The sequence below is a fragment of the Xanthomonas sp. WHRI 10207 genome, assembly GCF_040202975.1.
Classification (GTDB): Bacteria; Pseudomonadota; Gammaproteobacteria; order Xanthomonadales; family Xanthomonadaceae; genus Xanthomonas.
In genome coordinates, this window is the sequence record NZ_JBEGDX010000001.1 from 141,107 (window position 1) to 158,791 (window position 17,685).

11 protein-coding genes, 1 pseudogene and 1 riboswitch are annotated in these 17,685 nt (G+C 65.1%); of the genes and pseudogenes, 6 read left to right on the forward strand and 6 right to left on the reverse strand.

Translation table 11 applies throughout. The annotated features are described in order from the left end of the window. Positions 1 to 215: 215 nt before the first annotated feature. From ABQU90_RS00585 to ahcY, 6 genes and pseudogenes are all read right to left on the reverse strand, one after another. The gene (locus ABQU90_RS00585; protein WP_115553047.1) at positions 216 to 1,577 is read right to left on the reverse strand and encodes a peptidoglycan-binding domain-containing protein; all 1,362 of its coding nucleotides are present in this window, start codon (positions 1,575 to 1,577) and stop codon (positions 216 to 218) included. A gap of 33 nt (positions 1,578 to 1,610) precedes the next feature. Next, entirely contained in the window at positions 1,611 to 2,390 is a 780-nt protein-coding gene (locus ABQU90_RS00590) for a lysozyme inhibitor LprI family protein (protein ID WP_115527118.1), read from the reverse strand. Positions 2,391 to 2,972: 582 nt separating this feature from the next. Further along, entirely contained in the window at positions 2,973 to 3,221 is a 249-nt protein-coding gene (locus tag ABQU90_RS00595) for an SHOCT domain-containing protein (RefSeq protein WP_115527119.1), read from the reverse strand. Positions 3,222 to 3,556: 335 nt separating this feature from the next. Further along, complete coding sequence (locus tag ABQU90_RS00600; RefSeq protein WP_349780869.1) at positions 3,557 to 3,856, reverse strand: type II toxin-antitoxin system RelE/ParE family toxin; 300 nt, start codon at positions 3,854 to 3,856, stop codon at positions 3,557 to 3,559. Position 3,857: 1 nt separating this feature from the next. Next, a pseudogene (locus ABQU90_RS00605) lies at positions 3,858 to 4,142 on the reverse strand (CopG family transcriptional regulator). 405 nt (positions 4,143 to 4,547) lie between these two features. Next, entirely contained in the window at positions 4,548 to 5,990 is a 1,443-nt protein-coding gene (ahcY, locus tag ABQU90_RS00610) for an adenosylhomocysteinase (RefSeq protein ID WP_055850993.1), read from the reverse strand. 31 nt (positions 5,991 to 6,021) lie between these two features. Beyond that, a riboswitch (S-adenosyl-L-homocysteine riboswitch) is annotated at positions 6,022 to 6,136 on the reverse strand. Positions 6,137 to 6,418: 282 nt separating this feature from the next. On the opposite strand from ahcY, the gene ABQU90_RS00615 reads away from it, so the two are divergent. From ABQU90_RS00615 to ABQU90_RS00640, 6 genes are all read left to right on the forward strand, one after another. Beyond that, entirely contained in the window at positions 6,419 to 8,875 is a 2,457-nt protein-coding gene (locus tag ABQU90_RS00615) for a S9 family peptidase (protein WP_407078752.1), read from the forward strand. 447 nt (positions 8,876 to 9,322) lie between these two features. After that, on the forward strand, positions 9,323 to 12,037 hold the full coding sequence (gene ppc, locus ABQU90_RS00620) for a phosphoenolpyruvate carboxylase (RefSeq protein ID WP_323521672.1): 2,715 nt from the start codon (positions 9,323 to 9,325) through the stop codon (positions 12,035 to 12,037). 93 nt (positions 12,038 to 12,130) lie between these two features. Continuing rightward, a complete protein-coding gene (locus ABQU90_RS00625; RefSeq protein ID WP_115512493.1) occupies positions 12,131 to 12,703 on the forward strand; it encodes a TetR/AcrR family transcriptional regulator in 573 nt (190 codons plus the stop codon). Further along, positions 12,700 to 13,737 (forward strand): Lnb N-terminal periplasmic domain-containing protein, encoded by a 1,038-nt coding sequence (locus tag ABQU90_RS00630; RefSeq protein ID WP_323521673.1) that lies wholly within the window; start codon positions 12,700 to 12,702, stop codon positions 13,735 to 13,737. Before ABQU90_RS00625 ends, ABQU90_RS00630 begins: the two co-directional genes overlap by 4 nt. After that, entirely contained in the window at positions 13,737 to 15,767 is a 2,031-nt protein-coding gene (locus ABQU90_RS00635) for an esterase/lipase family protein (RefSeq protein ID WP_323521675.1), read from the forward strand. The genes ABQU90_RS00630 and ABQU90_RS00635 overlap by 1 nt, the downstream gene beginning before the upstream one ends. Before the next feature lie 385 nt (positions 15,768 to 16,152). Continuing rightward, positions 16,153 to 17,349: an OmpA family protein gene (locus tag ABQU90_RS00640; RefSeq protein ID WP_503064407.1), complete on the forward strand. Its 1,197-nt coding sequence runs from the start codon at positions 16,153 to 16,155 to the stop codon at positions 17,347 to 17,349. Positions 17,350 to 17,685 lie beyond the last annotated feature (336 nt).

A 17,685-nucleotide genomic window follows, 5' to 3' on the forward strand; every position in this document is an offset into this window, starting at 1 on the left:
GATTTTGTGGCGCGATGCCGCATTAGCAACGCGCCCACCGGACGGGCATATAGCGATGTAGCAGCATTGGAGCAAGGACATCCCCGTAGCGCGTGAACCTGCACCAGACCCGCAGTGCTTAGCCTTAACTGCAGATACGCAGTGCATGGCATGTGACGTAAACACAGAACGGGCGCCCCAAGCGCCCGTTCTGTGTTCAATCGAGACCCGGCTTGTCAGCGCGATGGCGCGTGCTGGGTCTGCATCTGTTCCTGTGCCTGCCGCTGTTGTGGGTCTGCATCCAGTGCCTGGCTCTGCCGTGTACTCGACTGCAGGTCGTGATTCACCGCCTGCGAAAAGTCGATATAGGTACGCTGGGCAGCAGGATCGTTCGGCTGGCCCTGCACTGCGAACAAGCCCTGGTTATCCAGGCGCGCTACCACCGTATCGATTCTGCTCATGCCGGCGACCTTGGATTCAAAGGCCACCTGTCCTGCCGCGTTCTCCAGTTGGTCGCGATCCTTGAACAGCGGCGTCAGGCCGCCCTGGCGACGCTGCTCTTCCAACGTTTCGAGTTTTTCCGCGGCCTGCTGGAAGCGGGGGTTGTCTGGATGTCCCGGGGTTGCCATGGTCGGCTCGGCGACTTTCTGTGCCTGCTCCGCCTGTTGTTGGACGGCGGCATCCAGGGCGCTGAGCGTGCCGCGCCCGACCTTGCCGTCCACGGTCAGCTGATGGTCGCTCTGGAACTGCTGCACCGCCTGCAAGGTGCTGGAACCGAAGTGCCCGTCGGGCACCAGTGGCGCGCCATCCTTACCCAGGTAGCCCAGGTCGGCGAGTTTCTGCTGCATGGCCTGTACGTTGTCACCGCGCGCACCGCTGACCAGCACTGCGCCCGCCGCCGGCGCGCCTGGCGTTGAGGGTGAATCATGCGAGGGTGTGGCAGTGGGCGTGATACCCATCTGGGTCATCGCGGTGTCGAAGCGTGCATCACGACTAGTGACTGCGCCCGGCGACTCGATGCCGTATTTGGTCGATTCAACGAAGGTCTGCACATCGGCGCGGGTCGGCGGATTGCCGGCGTGAATCTTGCCGCCTTGCAGCGTGACTTCATTGCCGGCCAGGTAGCTGACGAACTGCGGCCCCATGCTGCCGAACTGGTTGTCGTAGTCAGCCATGGCCAGCTGCAATTCCGGGTTCGCAGCGATGGCATCGGCAGCGGCAGGATTGGTTGCACGAACGCGTGTAATCGCGTCGTCCACGCGTTCGATCGCACTGTCCAGTTTGGTGTTGGTGAACTGGTCGATGGTGGCCTTGGGAATGGCCTGCAATTTTGCATCCAGCGCGCTCAGTTGCTGGCTGCTCAGGCCGCCTTGCTGGGAAAGCAGGGCGATGTCATCGGTGTTGAAACCGTTGTCGCGCAGGAAGCGTTGCGCCTGAGGGTTCCTGCCCACATCGAACTGCACCAGCCCGAAGGAGTACGTGCTGCTGCCCTTCTGGGCGTACGAGAAGTGGTCTAGGTGGCGCGTATTGCCTCCCAGTTCGGTATTCAGATAGAGCGTGCTCAGCTGCTCGCGAGTGATCGTGGATTCCGTTGCCATGGTGGTGTTCCTTCGGGTGGGCGGGAGCGGGGTTCAGCCGGCGCAGTGCTGCTGTGTGAAAGCCACCAGTTGCGCGACGGCTTTGTCGCCGTAGGCGGCCGGGGCCGGTTCGACTACAAAGTTTCCTATCATTTGGTTGCTGCAGACCTGTACGTTGCTCTTGCCGGCCGCGCTCTGCAGTGTGCAATTGGCGGCAAACAGATCATTGCCGCCCGCAGTCCCCGCAGACAGGTTGGTCGCTGCCGTGCAGCCAATCAGAGTGCCCTTCTGGGAATTCTGGCCCATCAGTGTGTTGAAATTGGCTAATTGGCTGTTGGCGTCGCGCAGTTTCATCACGTCCACGCAGTCCTTCTGTCCTTCCACTGCAACACAGCTAGCCTGGTCGGCCAACGCGGTGCGGGTGGCCGACATGATTTGGATGCGGTCGGCGTAGACCTGCTTCAGGCACTGTGCGTCAGCGCAGAGGTCACGGGTGTGCTGCTGCCAGTGTTCTTGTTCTGACTGCAGTTTCGCCTTGCCTGCTGCATCGAGCGTGTCACGCGCGGTAGCGCTGGCCTTGGCCAAGTCGGTGTCCAGACGCGCCAGGGCCGGGTCCTTGCAGACCATTGCCTGCACTGGTGAGGCGTTAGTTGCAGCCGCGCAGGCTGGGGGGGCGGTACTGGCATCTGCGGCGACGCTGCCGGTCTTGTCGGCGGTGCTGGTCGCCTGGGCGTCGGTGGACGGCGATGTGCAGGCCGCCAACAGCGCCAGCAGGCAAAGGGACATCACGGGTTTGCTTGCCCGGGTAATGTGTTGGGTTGTGCTGCGCTGCATTGTCTTTCCTTTGGTGGTGGGCGTCCTGGCGCATCCTGTGGGCGGCGGGGTATCGGTCGAACTTTCGGACGTAAGCGCCATGGCTACCGCGCCCGGTGGCGAGCCAATTAGCCTACCACCCGGACGCGATCATCTTTGTCGAGATTGCAGGACCTACATGCGAGGAGGTCGCCTGTCTGACGGCACGTTGATCGGTTACCCAAACCGCAAAATGAGCGGCTAAAGGTGCCCTTCTTTGCTGAGATGCAATATCAGCCAATGCCCAGCACAGGTATGTGAGGCGCAGCCCAGGTCACCGTGATCATGGCGCCATGCACCAACCCCTGCTATCTGAGCTGCGCGAAGATGGCGGCCGGTGGCCGTGGCCAGCCCGCGGGTGCATAGACAAACGGAAGTTGCAGCGAATGCAGCAGGCTGAACATTGCGGCCTGCTGCTGGGGTGTACGAAAGTCCAGTGCGATGCCGTCATTCGTTGCAGTACCTTGCATCAGTAGCTGCTGATAGACGGCGCCGGGCGCGCATACGACATGGATCTGGTGATCCAGCACCGCACTGACATGATTCACCGGGTGCGACCCTCGCTTACAGTTCGCTAAGGATCTGGGCGCGGCGCTGGGTGTATTCGGCGTCGGTAATCAGCTGCTGCGATTTGAGCCGATTGAGTTCGTCCAGCCGGGATTGCGTGGTCGTCGCCGCTGTCGTATTTCCTGCAATTGCATCAGGCTTGCGTGATGCGCGTTTGACGGCCCAGACGATGATGCTGATGACGGCAGCGATCATGCCAAAAAATACCAGAACAACGATCCAATGCCAGATGCTGAAGTTACCCATGCGATGTCCTTTTTGAGATGGGATGAAAGCGGGCGACTCGCTTTGCCGCAGTGGTGTGCAGGCAAGGCCACGCCACTCCTGGGCTGTACGTTACACCACGGCGCCGGAAGAGATCCCTACGGCGCGGGTCACGCTGTGTGACGCGCTGGAGCAGAAGGCGGCTTGGCCGTACCGTTTGACCGCGACTGCTACAGGTGCGTCGTGGAATTCTGGCAGAACAATATAAATCGGCAACCATGTTGGTGGTCACGGTGCTGGTGTTTCATGCATCCGGGGATCGGCGAAACAAGTGCGCCTGCATGCCAACGAATGCACTACGGATGTCGGCCTCGGTTTCATGCGTCGCGTGCATAGCCGGCCTCGCGTTGCGCGCGCAGCGCCATCACGATCACCGTATCGGTCACATCCACATAGCGATACACCGCCACGTACCCGTGCGAGCCGCGGCCCATCACCAGTTCGCTGTGGTCTGCATGCACCGGTCGGCCGATCAACGGATTGCCTGCCAGCACATCGAACGCGCTGACGATCTCCTCGGCTCTTTCTGTTGCATGCACGATCTCGTGGTCGCGCAAATGCGCGGCGATCCGCTTCAGATCCTCGATCACGCATGGGACAAGGCGGATATATGTCACCTCAGCTTTCCAGCTTGCGCGCCACCGGCCGCTTCGCAGGCTTTCCTGCCACCCGGGCCTTGAAATAGGTGCGCGCCTCGTCCCACGGAATGGCCTCACCCGTCTCCAGAAATTCGGGCCAACGCTGATCGGCCTGGGCGTGGAAGTCGGCGCGACGCTCCGCCAGTTCGGCCTTCTAGACGATGGCTTCCAGGATGAAGTTGTGCGCCGTGGTGCCGGCCGCTTCCGCGGCCTTGGCGACGCGAGCCTTGAGCGCGTCCGGCAGGCGGATGGTGGTGGTGCCCATGCGGGGCTCCAAGGCGTTGCGGTTCGCGTGAAACGTCGCACGGATGTGATACAGGGGGCCGAGCGCTCAGTCAGCGGGCCGGAGAACGCGGTTTCGCGCAGCAGGATTGCCCGGAGACGCTTTATATCGAGGAGGTGTTGCCGGTGCGCGGGGATGGCGATTGAAGCGCGTTCCTGGAGACCGTCGCGCATTAGCGCTGCATGTACATCATCTCTTGGCCATCGACGCGCAAGGTCGCACTGCCGTTCGACAGGCGCCGGGGCGCGCGGTACTCCTTCCGCTTTTGGGCAGCGCTGCTGGCAGATCAATCACGGCGCGTTTGGTCTGCTGATCTCATAAAAAACGGGCGCCTCGCGGCGCCCGTCTGTTTCAAATCTTTGCAAGGGCGATCACTCGCCCGATCACTCAGTAGCGGTAATGATCCGGCTTGTACGGGCCGGCCACGTCCACACCGAGATAATCGGCCTGGTCCTTGGTCAGGGTGGTCAGCTTGACGCCGATCTTTTCCAGGTGCAGGCGGGCCACTTCCTCGTCCAGGTGCTTGGGCAGGATGTAGACCTTCTTCTCGTAGGTGTCGCGCTTTTCCCACAGGTCGATCTGCGCCAGAGTCTGGTTGGCGAACGAGTTGGACATCACGAAGCTCGGGTGGCCGGTGGCGCAGCCCAGGTTCACCAGGCGGCCATCAGCCAGCAGGAAGATCGCGTTGCCGTTGCCGAACACGTACTTGTCGACCTGCGGCTTGATGTTGATCTTCTCCACGCCCTTGAGTGCATTCAGCGCATCGACCTGGATCTCGTTGTCGAAGTGGCCGATGTTGCACACGATGGCCTGGTCCTTCATCGCCTGCAGGTGCTCGACGGTGATGATGTCCTTGTTGCCGGTGGTGGTGACATAGATGTCGCCGCGGCCCAGGGTGGATTCGATGGTGTTGACCTCGTAGCCTTCCATCGACGCCTGCAGGGCGCAGATCGGGTCGATTTCGGTCACGATGACGCGGGCGCCATAGTTACGCAGCGACGCGGCGCTGCCCTTGCCCACGTCACCGTAGCCGCAGACCACAGCGACCTTGCCGGCCAACATCACGTCCATCGCGCGCTTCAGGCCATCGGCCAGCGACTCGCGGCAGCCGTAGAGGTTGTCGAACTTGCTCTTGGTGACCGAGTCGTTGACGTTGATGGCCGGGATCAGCAGCTTGCCGGCTTCGGCGATCTGGTACAGGCGGTGCACGCCGGTTGTGGTCTCTTCGGAGACGCCCTTCCAGTCCTTGACCACGCGGGCCCAGTAACCCGGGCGCTCGACGGCCACGCGCTTGAGCAGCGCCTTGATCACGCCTTCTTCGTGCGAAGACGCCGGCTCGTCCACCCAGGTGCTGCCGTTTTCGAGCTCATAGCCCTTGTGGATCAGCAGGGTGACGTCGCCGCCGTCGTCTACCACCAGCTCCGGGCCGGTCTGGGTGCCGTCGGGCAGGGTGAAGGTCAGCGCATCCAGGGTGCAGTCCCAATACTCTTCCAGCGTCTCGCCCTTCCAGGCGAACACCGGCGTGCCGCTCACCGCAATGGCGGCAGCAGCGTGATCCTGGGTGGAGAAGATGTTGCACGAGGCCCAGCGCACGTTGGCGCCGATGTCCTTGAGCGTTTCGATCAGCACGGCGGTCTGGATGGTCATGTGCAGCGAGCCGGTGATGCGCACGTCCTTCAGCGGCTTGCTGGTGGCGTGCTTGCGGCGGATCGACATCAGGCCCGGCATCTCGTGCTCGGCGATGTCCAGCTCCTTGCGGCCCCAATCGGCCAGGGAGAGGTCGGCGACCTTGAAGTCGTCGTTTGCAGCGGTTTTTGCGACAGCGTTCATGCAATTGCTCCGGTAGGCAGACGAATGTCTGCAATTCCGGGCGCCGTTGAACGAGAAATCCCTGTCGAGCCTGGCCGTATGTATCTGCACGGTTGGTGCAGTTGGCAGATCGATCTGCCATAGCGGTCGCAGCGCCCCTCGACGAGGGTCTGATTATATCGGCAGCACCCCCGTCCGGCATGAATTGCCGCACACCCCAACCAACGGCAGGGGGAGCGGCCGACGGACGGCTGCTATGGTCCGGGGTTGATCCAGAGCGGGGAACGGACATGCAGGCCAAACGGAAAGCGCACCACGGGTATCGGCACGGTGATGAAGGGCGCGGCATGCCGGCGCTCGATGCGTCGCCGCTCGCCAGGCCCGGCGGCCATCTGCTCGATGGTGTGGTGACCGGCCGGGCGCTGGCGCGTGCGCTGTTGCTGACGGTCCTGAGTGCGCCGCTGCTGGTCTCGGCGGCCGGCGTGCCGGCATCACCGCCAGCGGCAGCGGCAAGCAGCGGTTATCGGCTGCCCTCCAAGGCCTTGCAAGCGGTAGTGGATGCGCCGCGCGCGCCGCTTCTGCAGTTGTCGCCCAAACGCGACCTGGCCGCGATGCTGCAATTGCCGGCACTGCCGGATATCGCCGAAGTGGCCCAGCCCGAGCTCAAGCTGGCGGGCGTGCGCATCCATCCCAAGACCCATGCGGCCAGCCGCTTCTCCTTCGCCAGCAAGCTGTGGCTGCTGGCGGTGGCGGACGGGAGCGAGCGCCAGATTGCCGGGCTGCCGTCGCCGTTGTCGCTGGCGGACCAGAGCTGGTCGCCGGATCAGCGCTATCTGGCGTTCCGTCGCGAAGATGCCGCCAGCGGCGCCAACGAGCTGTGGCTGGTGGACGTGGCCGCCGGGCAGGCGCGGCGCCTGGTGGCCGGCTTGAACACCAGCGTCAACGACGAGCTGCGCTGGTTGCCCGATGGCAGCGGGTTGCTGCTGCAACGGCAAGTGGACGGGCAGGGTGCACCGCCCGCGCGCGATGCGACACCGGACGGCCCGGCGATTCAGCAGACCAGCGCCGCGGCCGTAGTGCGCTCGCTGCCGACCTATCAGGACCTGCTGCGCAACGAGGCCGATGCGCGCGTGTTCGAGTACTACGCCACCGGCCAGCCGATCATCGTCACGGTGAGCGGGCAGGTGCGCCCGATTGCCGCGCCCGGCATCTACCTCAACCTCTCGGTATCGCCGGATGGCCGTTACATCCTGAGCGAACGCAGCGAGCGGCCGTTCTCGTACCTGGTGCCGGTGGACAACTTCGCCCGACGTATCGAGGTGCTGGATCTGCAGGGCAAGCTGGTGCGCCAGATCGCCCAGTTGCCCTTGGTGGAAGGCCTGCCGACCGGCAACGACGCGGTGCCCACCGGCGTGCGTGATATCGCCTGGCGCGCCGATGCGCCGGCCACGCTGGTGTGGGCCGAGGCACAGGACGGCGGCGACCCGGCACGCGAGAGCAAGATCCGCGATGCGGTGCGGATGCAGGCCGCGCCGTTCACGCGTGCGCCGGTGACGCTGGCGCAACTGGGAAGCCGATTCGAAGGCATCCAGTGGGGCCGTGGCGATCTGGCGATCCTGAGCGAAAGCTGGTGGAAGACCCGCCGCATCAAACAATGGCGCATCGCCCCCGATCAGCCCAAGCAAGCGCCCGAGCTGCTGTGGGACCGCTCCTCGCAGGACCGCTACAACGACCCGGGAACCCTGGCGACGGTGGCCGACGGCAAGGGCCATCCGCTGCTGCAGACCAGCGCCGACGGCAATAGCCTGTTCCTGCTCGGCAAGGGTGCCTCGCCGGAAGGCGATCGCCCGTTTGTGGATCGCTTCGATCTGCACAGCAAGCGCGCCACGCGGTTGTTCCATTCGCAGGCGCCCACCTACTCCGCGCCATTGGCGCTGCTGGATGCGCAAGGCACGCAGCTGCTGCTCAGCCGCGAATCGCCCGAAGAACCGGCCAACTACTTCGTGCAGGCACTGGGCGATGCGGCGCCTGCACCGCGTGCGTTGACGCAGTTCGCGCATCCATTGCCGCAGTTGCGTGGCGTGCAGAAAGAGCAGATCCGCTACAAGCGTGCCGATGGCGTGGATCTCACCGCCACGCTGTTGCTGCCGCCCGGTTACGACCCCAAACGCGACGGCCCGCGGCCGCTGCTGATGTGGGCCTACCCGGGCGAGTTCAAAAGCGCCGACACCGCCAGCCAGGTCACCGACTCGCCGTATCGTTTCAATGCGATCAGCTACTGGGGCCCGCAGGCATTTCTGGCGATCGGCTATGTGGTGCTCAACAACCCGACCATGCCGATCGTCGGCGAAGGCGATGCCGAACCCAACGACACCTACGTGCCGCAGCTGATCGCCGATGCGCAGGCGGCGGTGGATGAAGTGGTGCGACGCGGGGTTACCGACCGCGATCACATCGCCATCGGCGGGCATTCGTATGGCGCCTTCATGACCGCGAATCTGCTCGCGCACACGCGCCTGTTCAAGGCCGGCATCGCACGCAGCGGCGCGTACAACCGCACGCTCACCCCGTTCGGTTTTCAGGCCGAAGAACGCAACTACTGGCAGGCGCAATCGGTGTATCAGGCGATGTCGCCGTTCAACTACGCCGACAAGATCAAGGACCCGCTGCTGCTGATCCACGGCCAGGACGACAACAACACCGGCACCTTCCCGATCCAGAGCGAGCGCATGTTCGCCGCGATCAAGGGCCTGGGCGGCACCGCGAAGCTGGTGATGCTGCCCAACGAATCGCATGCGTATCGCGCGCGGCAATCGATCCTGCAGATGCTGGCCGAGAGCGAGCAGTGGTTGAAGAGCAATCTTGGCGAGCCGGTGAAGGAGAAGGGCGCTCCGCGCCCGCGTTGATCGAGGGTGCGGAGCCGCGGGCGATGAGGTGTTACCGATCAAGCCTCGTCGCGCCCGGGTGCGCTCCTACGAGGGCGGTTGCCTATGTGTTCGCAGGATGCGTGTGGGGTGTAGTGCGGAGGGGCGCTGCACGCTTGCGTTGGCGTGCGCGATCGTAGAGTGCGTCGGTCAAGCTCCGTCGCGCCCGGGTGCGCTCCTACGAGGGCGTTGCCTATGTGGTCGCAGTATGCGTGTGGTGCAGTGCGGAGGGGCGCTGCACGCGTGCGTCGGCGTGCGTGATCGGAGAGTGCGTCGATCACGCCTCATCGCAGCCGGGTGCGCTGCTACGCAAGTCGTCGTGCTTGGGTGCGATGGTTCGTGCTGAAACCGTCGCGCTTGTCGCAACCCTCTAATCCTTTTGGGTTAGTCTTCGACGACTTCGCGCTTTGATGAGGGTGTGCGTTTCCGATGAACGAGTACCGCAGCAGTCTTGTGTTCGCTACCCCCGATCTTCCCTTGCGCGACGATGTGCGTCGCCTGGGTGCACTGGTTGGCGATCTGCTCGCCGAGCAGGTGTCTGCGGAATTCCTCGATGAAATCGAACGCGTCCGTACCACCGCCATTGCGCGGCGCGAGAGCGATGCGCCGCCCTCCACGCTGAGCGAGCAGCTGACCGGCCGTGAGCCGCGCGATGCCGAGTCGCTGGTGCGTGCCTTCAGCACGTATTTTCAGGTGGTCAACATCGCCGAGCGCGTGCATCGCATCCGCCGCCGCCGCGAGTACCAGCGCAGCGGCATCGATACGCCGCAGCCCGATGGCCTGCACGATGCCCTGCGCCGGCTCAAGGCGCAGGGCGTGACGCTGGAAGAACTCAGCGAGTGGTTGCCGCGCATCGACGTGGAGCCGGTGTTCACCGCGCATCCCACCGAAGCGGTACGCCGCGCGCTGCTGGAAAAAGAACAGCTGATGGTCGCCAGCCTGGTCGACAACCTCGACGGCATGCGCACGCCCAACGAGCGCGCCAGCGATGCGGCGCGCTTCCGGATGGCTCTGACCGCTTCGTGGCAGACCGCCGACTCCTCGCCGGTGCGTCCCACCGTGGACGACGAACGCGAGCACGTTGGGTTCTATCTCACCCAGGTGCTCTATCGCGTCATCCCGGTGATGTACGAAACCCTCGAACACGCCATCGAAGAAACCTACGGCAGCGTGCCGACCTTGCCGCGCCTGCTGCGCTTCGGCACCTGGGTGGGCGGGGATATGGACGGCAATCCCAATGTGGATGCCACCACCATCGCCGGCACGCTGGATGCGCAGCGCCGCGCGGTGCTGGACCGCTATCAGAAAGAACTCTGGCAACTGGCCAGCCTGCTCAGCCAGTCGACCACACTGGTGGCGGTGAGTCCGGCGTTGAACGCGCAACTGGAGCGTTACCGCGTTTTGTTGCCGGACGCTGCCGCACGCTCGCGCCCGCGCCACGGCGACATGCCGTACCGGCTGCTCAACGATCTGATGCGCGCGCGGCTGCAGGCCACGCTGGACGATGCCGATGGTGCCTACAGCGCACCATCGGAGCTGGAACACGATCTGCAACTGATCCTGGACAGCCTACAGGCCAACAAGGGTCTGCACGCCGGGTGGTTTGCGGTGCGCCGGCTGTTGTGGCGCGTGCGCAGCTTCGGGTTCCATCTGGCGCGGCTGGATGTGCGTCAGGAATCGAGCGTGCATGCACGCGCGGTGGCCGATGCTTTGGGCCAGGACGACTGGGACGCGCAGGACGCCACACAGCGCGCCGCGCTGCTGGGCCCGTACGCGTCCGGCGAACAGGCATTGCCGCAAGTGGACGATGAAGGCAATGCGCGGCTGGATGCGGTGTTCGCCGCACTTGCCGATGCACGCACGCGCCACGGCGCCGATGCGCTGGGCAGTTACATCATCTCGATGGCGCATAACCGCGCCGATGTGCTCACCGTGCTCGCCCTGGCGCGGCGTGGTGGCCTGGTCGATGACGCCGATGCAGTGCCGCTGGATATCGTGCCGCTGTTCGAAACCGTGGACGATCTGCGGGGCGGGACCGGCACCGTGCAGGACCTGCTGGCCGACCCGGTGTACCGCCAGCACTTGGCCGCGCGTGGCGATACACAGATGGTGATGCTGGGATATTCGGACAGCGGCAAGGACGGCGGCATCGCGGCCTCGCGCTGGGGCCTGCAGCGTGCGCAGGTCGAGCTGCTGGAAGCAGCCGCCGAGCTTGGTGTGCGGCTCACGTTTTTCCACGGCCGCGGCGGCTCGATCGCCCGTGGCGGCGGCAAGACCAGTCGTGCGCTGGATGCCGCGCCGCGCGGCAGCGTCGATGGTCGTTTGCGCGTCACCGAGCAGGGCGAGGTGATCCATCGCAAGTACGGCATTCGTGCGCTGGCATTGCGCTCGCTGGAGCAGATGACCGGCGCGGTGTTGCTATCCAGCCTGCGTCCGCGCGCACCCGAGCCACGCGAAGACAACTGGCGGCCGGTGATGGATCTGGTTGCCGAACGCAGCACTGTGGCGTATCGCGCCTTCGTCGGTGCGCCGGATTTCATGCAGTACTTCCGCCTGGCCACGCCGATCGATGTGATCGAGCGTATGACGCTGGGCTCGCGTCCATCGCGTCGCTTGGGCCAGGACGCGGCGCTGTCGAATCTGCGCGCGATTCCGTGGGTGTTTGCCTGGAGCCAGGCGCGCGCGGTGATTCCGGGTTGGTACGGCGTGGGCAGCGGCTTGCAGGCGGCGGTGGATGCCGGGCATGAAGACAGCTTGCGCGAGATGGCGCAGGACTGGCCGTTCTTCCGCACCTTCCTGGACGACATCGCCATGGTGCTGTCCAAGGGCGACCTCAATATCGCCGAACTGTTCTCGCGCTTGTCGGGCGATCTGCACACGCGGTTTTTCCCGCAGATTCGCGACGAACTGGCGCTGACCAAGCGCTGGGTCAAGGCGCTGCTGCAACAGCAATCGTTGCTGCAGCACGACCCGCGGCTGGCGTTGTCGATCCGCCTGCGCAACCCCTACATCGACCCGATCAGCGTGTTGCAAGTCGACCTGCTGCAACGCTGGCGTGCCACCGATGGCGAAGACGACGACTTGCTGCGCGCGCTGGTCGCCTGCGTCAACGGCGTCTCGCAAGGCGTGCAGAACACCGGCTGATCCGACCGGCTGATCCGACCGTTGGTCGGAGAAGGGGCGGAATCGTCAAGCGGACTCTGGCATTAACGGACAAATCTGTCCGATAATGCCGGGATGACGACTCCCCGCCCTGATGCCGCGCTTCGCCGCCGGCAGATTCTCGATGCAGCCGACGAAGTGTTCAGCGAACACGGCGTCAATGCCCCGTTGGAACTGGTGGTGGAGCGCGCCGGCCTTGGCCGCGCCACCCTGTACCGCAATTTCCCGGACCGCGAGGCACTGATGACCGCCTTGATGGCGCGCGGGCTGGATGGCCTGGAGCGGCTGGCCGCCGATCTGGCCGACCGCCCGGATGGGTTGGCCGTGCTGCTGCACGATGTGGCCGAGCACATCGCCCAGTCTGCGCCGCTGGTGGATTTCTGGCGCTCGATGGAGCGCGCAAACCCGGCGGTGGAAGCGGCCGACCGGCGCGCGGTGGCGATCTTCCTGCCGTTCGTGCACCGCGCCCGCGACGCCGGCCTGTGCCGGGCCGATGTCGACGACGAGCAACTGCTGCTGGTGATCGACATGCTGGGCAGCTGCCTGCGCGGTCACGACGAAGCGGAACGCAAACGTCTGGCGCATCGCTCGGCAGACCTGCTAATGCACGCGCTGGGCATGCACGTGCCGGAAGGCGGTACTCGATGACACCGGCCACCCGCGCGGTGATCGGCCGCTGGGCGCTGCGCGCGCTGCTGGTGCTGGCGGCGCTGTGGGGCGGCCTGGCGATTTATTTCGCGCTTACCGGCAACGCCTTGGTGCGTGGCGGCTGGGTGGCATCGTGGTGCGCGATGGCGTTGGCCGCGTTGTGGGGCCTGCGCCGTGGCCGCGAGAACTGGGCTCTGGTGGGCATCTTCGGTGCCGCGTTCGTGGTGCTGGCGGTGTCGTGGGGGTTAATGCAGCCCAGCCAGGACCGCGACTGGGACGACGATGTCGCCCAGCGTCTGCAACCGGAGGTGCACGGCAACATCGTCACCCTGCACAACGTGCGTAATTTCGATTGGCATAGCGAAACCAACTACGTCCCGCGTTGGGAAACCCGCCAGTACGATCTGGATCGCCTGGTCAGCGCCGATCTGGCGTTGTCGTACTGGATGGGCCCGGCGATTGCGCACACGCTGGTGTCGTTCGGTTTCGACGACGGCTCGCACGTGGTGTTTTCGCTGGAAATCCGCAAGGAACGCGGCGAGTCGTTTTCTGCAGTGGGTGGGTTCTTTCGCAGCTTCGAAGAAACTCTGGTGGCCGCCGACGAGCGCGACATCCTGCGCGTGCGCACCAATGCGCGCGGCGAAGACATGTATCTGTATCGCCTGGCCATTCCCAAGGCCGGCCTGCGCCGCATGTTCATGGGCTACGTGGGGCTGGCTAACGATTTGAATCGCAAGCCGGCCTTCTACAACACGCTGACCAGCAACTGCACCACGATCGTGTTTGCCCTGGTGCGCCAGCTGCAGCCCACCTTGCCGCTGGATCACCGCTTGCTGCTGTCCGGCTACGCCGATGAATATGCGTACGACCATCACGGGCTGATGCCGGGTTACGACTTTGCGACGTTGAAGCAGCGTGGACATTTCACCGCGCGTGCCATCGCCGCCGACACCGCGGTGGACTTTTCCAAACGCATCCGCGCCGGCATGCCGCAGGCGCCAGCGCCCGGCGCGTCGACGAGTGCAGCGCGGTGATGTTGCACAGGCGTCTGCGTGGCACCGCCATGGGGTTGGCGGCGGTACTGACGTGCATGTGGTTGAGTGGCTGCGCGATGGTCACAGTGCAATCGCGCAACAGTGGCGACTACATCGCGCAGACGCGTGGCGATGTGCTCAGCACCGGCGCGCTCAGTCAGGCAGGCAGCGAGACCTTGCAGGTGGCCGGGCTGCAACCCAAGACGTGCCGCAAGCAACCGCTGCCTTGCGTGCAGCAGCTCACGAATGTGGCGGGTATCGCCGATGAGCGCCGCCTCGCCACGCAAGCCGAATTGTGGACCGCGCACGCGATCGACCTGAGCGGTCGCCACCCGGCGCAGATGAGCGACGCAGCGGTGCAGGCCTGGCTGGAAGCCGCGCGGCATGCCTATGCCTATCTGTTCTTTACCGCACGTGCGCCGAGCGCGCGTGCATTCGAAAACCGCCAGACGCAGGTGCGCGACTACTACAACTACGCCGTGCAGCAGGTGGTCGAGCGTTTGTTTGCGCGCGCCCAGCAGGCCGGCGTCACCGTGCCCACACCGACGCAGGTCGGCCGTTGGCAGGTGGCCGTCGACATGTCCGCATATCGGCTGCCCGGTGGCGGCAACACGCCGCGTGCGATCTTTGCCGCTTCGGCGCTGCGCTTCAATGGATTGCGCAGCACTTACCGCCGCGATGGCTTCGGTGCCGAACTGGTGGCCGAAGTGGACCCCCAGGTGGTCGGCGACCCGGCCGGGCTGGCCTTGCAGCAAGCCGTCTCCGCAAGTGCCTCGCCCGAACGCCCGCTGCCGACCTTCAGCGAGATGCCGTACGCACCGGCAACGCTGCTGTTGCGCTTCGATGGCGACACCCTGGATACGGTGTTGCGGACCGATGCGGTGACCGTGGTGCCGTACGACCCGTATCGCCAGAACGAGGTGGTGCTGCATGGTCAGCATGTACCGCTGGCGGCCAACTTCACCGCCGCCTACGGGCTGTGGCTGGCCAAGTCGGGCTTTGCCGCGCAATCGCTGCGCTCGATGCTGGGCAGCGCGCGTGGCATCGATCGCCCGCATCTGTATCTGATGCAGCCCTACGACCCTAACCGCCGCGTGCTGCTGATGCTGCACGGGCTAGCCAGCAGCCCGGAAGCGTGGGTCAACGTGGCCAATGAAGTGATGGGCGATGAAACCCTGCGTCAGCACTATCAGATCTGGCAGGTGTATTACCCGACCAACGCGCCGATTGCGGTCAATCGTGCGGAGATCCAGGCATTGGTGGAGCGCAGCCTGCGCCACTTCGATCCGTCCGGCACCGCGATCGCTTCGCACGACATGGTGTTGGTCGGCCACAGCATGGGCGGGGTGATCGGGCGTTTGCTGGTATCTGCGTCCGGCGAACAGCTGTGGAATTCGCTGCTGCAGGACTATCGGCTGGAGGGCGAGCGCGGCGCACGGGTGCGCGCGAAATTGTCGCCATTGCTGCATTTTTCGCCAATGCCGCAGATCGACCGCGCGATCTTCATCGCCGCACCGCACCGCGGCACGCCATTGGCCGAAGGTGGACTGGGGCGCTTCGTCGGCCGTCTGGTGCGGCTGCCGATTGCCGTGCTGGATCACTTCGGCGATGTGCTGCAGGATCTGGCCAACAGCGAGCGTGAGGGGCACGGCGGCGAATACCAGCGCAAGGGCCGCCTGCTGCCGCCCACCAGCATCGACAACCTGCGCGATACCGACCCGTTCGTCCGCGCCACGATGGATCTGCCGATCTCGCCACAGGTGCAGTACCACACCATCATCGGCCGCGAAAAACCGCAGGTTCCGCTGGCCGAGTCCGACGATGGACTGGTGCCGTATCGCAGCGCGCATCTGGACGGCGCTGCGTCCGAACTGGTGGTGACCTCCTGGCACAGCGTGCAGGAAACCCCGCAGGCGATTCTGGAGATTCGCCGCATCCTGCACGCGCAACTGCAAGCGGAGGCCGGCGAGGCACCTTCGCAGGGTCAGTCGCCCGCGCCCGTGCCCGCGGCGACGCCTGCGATGTTGTAAGGGGGCGCCACGCGCGATCGGTGGACACTGCGGGCAGTTGCCGACAAACGCAGTGAAGCAGCAATGCAGCTGCGCGCCAGGTCTACTGCACCTGGTGACGCGTGCGACATCCGTGACGGACGCCTGATGGTCGTGGCCCGCCTTGCATCCAGCAGATAGCCCTCTGACAACATCCTTGTGTTGTCGCTTGTCGCTTGTCGCTTGTCGCTTGTCGCGCTGCCGTGCCACTGCCCGGTCGGTCTCCGGTCGCGCAGCAATAGTGCGCAGGCAGTCGCCGATAGCGCTGCCATTGCTCTCGGCACGCATCCGCACTGGCCTTAGCACCTTGTTTACCGCGCTCGTGCTATCAGGCACGTCTCGTACAGACTCGAACAAGGAAGAGACGATGCGCAAGCTGTCGGCAGTGCTGTGGGTGCCCCTGTTGCTGGTTGGTTGCGGCCGTGGCGAAGGTCCAAAGGATGCAGCCCGTGTTGCCGCTGCCGCACCTGCGGCGAGCGAGGCTGCGCGCGCTCCGGATGCGCCGGCAGCAGCGGATGACAGCGTGCCGGAATTTCCGGCCATCCCCACCATCGTCATCCCCGAGATCGTCGGCGTGACCCCGGCGCAACGCGCGCTGGAGGCCTCGCTGCAGGACATCCTCGACCCGATAGAAGGCGTCAGCGTCGCACCTGCGCGCTGCGGCGATGGCGGCACCTTGATCAACGATGCCGGCATTACCAGCATGGACGCCAACGGCAACCTGCTGCGCAACGGCGACGGCGGCCTGTTCAACCTCAAGGCCGACGGCAGTGGTACCGCCAACTTCGATGGCGGCCTGGTCAACGTCAATGCCGATGGCAGCGGCACCATCAACGCGTCCGGGCAGGATGGCGACGACGCCCTCATCGACGTGCAGTCCAACGGCGGCGGCACCTACAACGGCCCGGCCGGCCTGATCAGTTTGAATGGCAAGGGTGCAGGCACCTGGAACAGCGACAAGAGCGGCCTGATCGACAATCACGGCGATGGCAGCGGCACCTGGAATGGGCCGCGCGGCCTGGTCACCATCAACGCCGATGGCTCCGGCACCTGGAACGGACCGGATGGTCTGGTGCAGAACCGCGGCGACGGCACCGGCACGGTCGGCACCCCGCCGCGCGAAGTGCGCATGCCGCCGCTGCCGAAAGTACCGCCGGCCGGCCGCTTCCCGCCGCTGCAAAAGTTCGCCCCGCCCGGCGCAGCGTGCGGCTATCTGATCACCTTGAACGACCGCATCCTGTTCGACTTCGACAAGTCCGACATCCGCCCCGATGCCGCGCGCGTGCTCGACACGCTGGCCGCCGCGCTCGGCAAGGTGACAACCCAAGAGATGGAAGTGCGCGGGCACACCGATGCCAAGGGCGATGACGCCTACAACCAGGCGCTGTCCGAGCGCCGGGCCAATGCGGTACTGGCCGCGTTGCGCACGCGCGGCGCCGCAAAGGGCGCCGGCGCAAAGGGCTATGGCGAATCGCAACCGGTGGCGCCCAACACCGTCAACGGGCAGGACAATCCGGGGGGGCGTCAGCTCAATCGGCGGGTCGAGATCTTCTTGCGCTCGTGAATGAGGCTTGCAGCATCAGGTAAGCGGTATCGGGTGGGCGTGCGCGTTGCACTGGCGCCGGCATCGGCCACTCGATGCTGGTTTCGCGCACTGCCGCGCAGGGTGGTCGTAACGTCATCGTGGTGTCGGCCGCGACGCAGCGCGTGACGTAATCGCTTGCGCCCACAGACACCTTCAACCGCGTTTCGGGTGCTGTCTGCAAACACGGCAGGCGACTTGCTGCGAGAGGCATCGCTGACAATTCATGCCGCCTCGGCAGCATGCGTTGTCATGTCGCGTTTTGCGAAGACGCGTGTGCGCCCGCGCCAGTAACCGTATGCGCATGCCGGCAGCGAT